1 protein-coding gene is annotated in these 242 nt (G+C 65.7%); it reads left to right on the top strand.

Translation table 11 applies throughout. The features are described 5' to 3' along the window. Positions 1-242: NAD-dependent epimerase/dehydratase family protein (locus SB764_RS44005; protein ID WP_410867314.1), on the top strand; the 242-nt coding region annotated here is incomplete at both ends.

Below are 242 nucleotides of genomic sequence, written 5' to 3'. Positions count from 1 at the left end.
AGTTCATGGCACGCGTCGTCGTTATCGGAGCAACGGGTCACGTCGGCACCTATCTGGTGCCGCGGCTAGTGGAGGCGGGCCACGAGGTCATCGCGGTCAGCCGCGGCACTTCAGAGCCCTATTTGCCCCACGCGGCCTGGAAGAGCGTCGAGACCAGGCAGATGGACCGCGCCGCACTTGAGCGCGACGGCAGCTTTGGCCGGGCAATCCGCGCCCTGAAGGCGGATATCGTCATCGACAAG

It is taken from the genome of Paraburkholderia sp. SIMBA_027 (assembly GCF_046535315.1).
Taxonomy (GTDB): domain Bacteria; phylum Pseudomonadota; class Gammaproteobacteria; order Burkholderiales; family Burkholderiaceae; genus Paraburkholderia; species Paraburkholderia tropica.
Note: the sequence above shows the minus strand (reverse complement) of the source record. Positions and strands in the feature narration are given on the sequence as shown.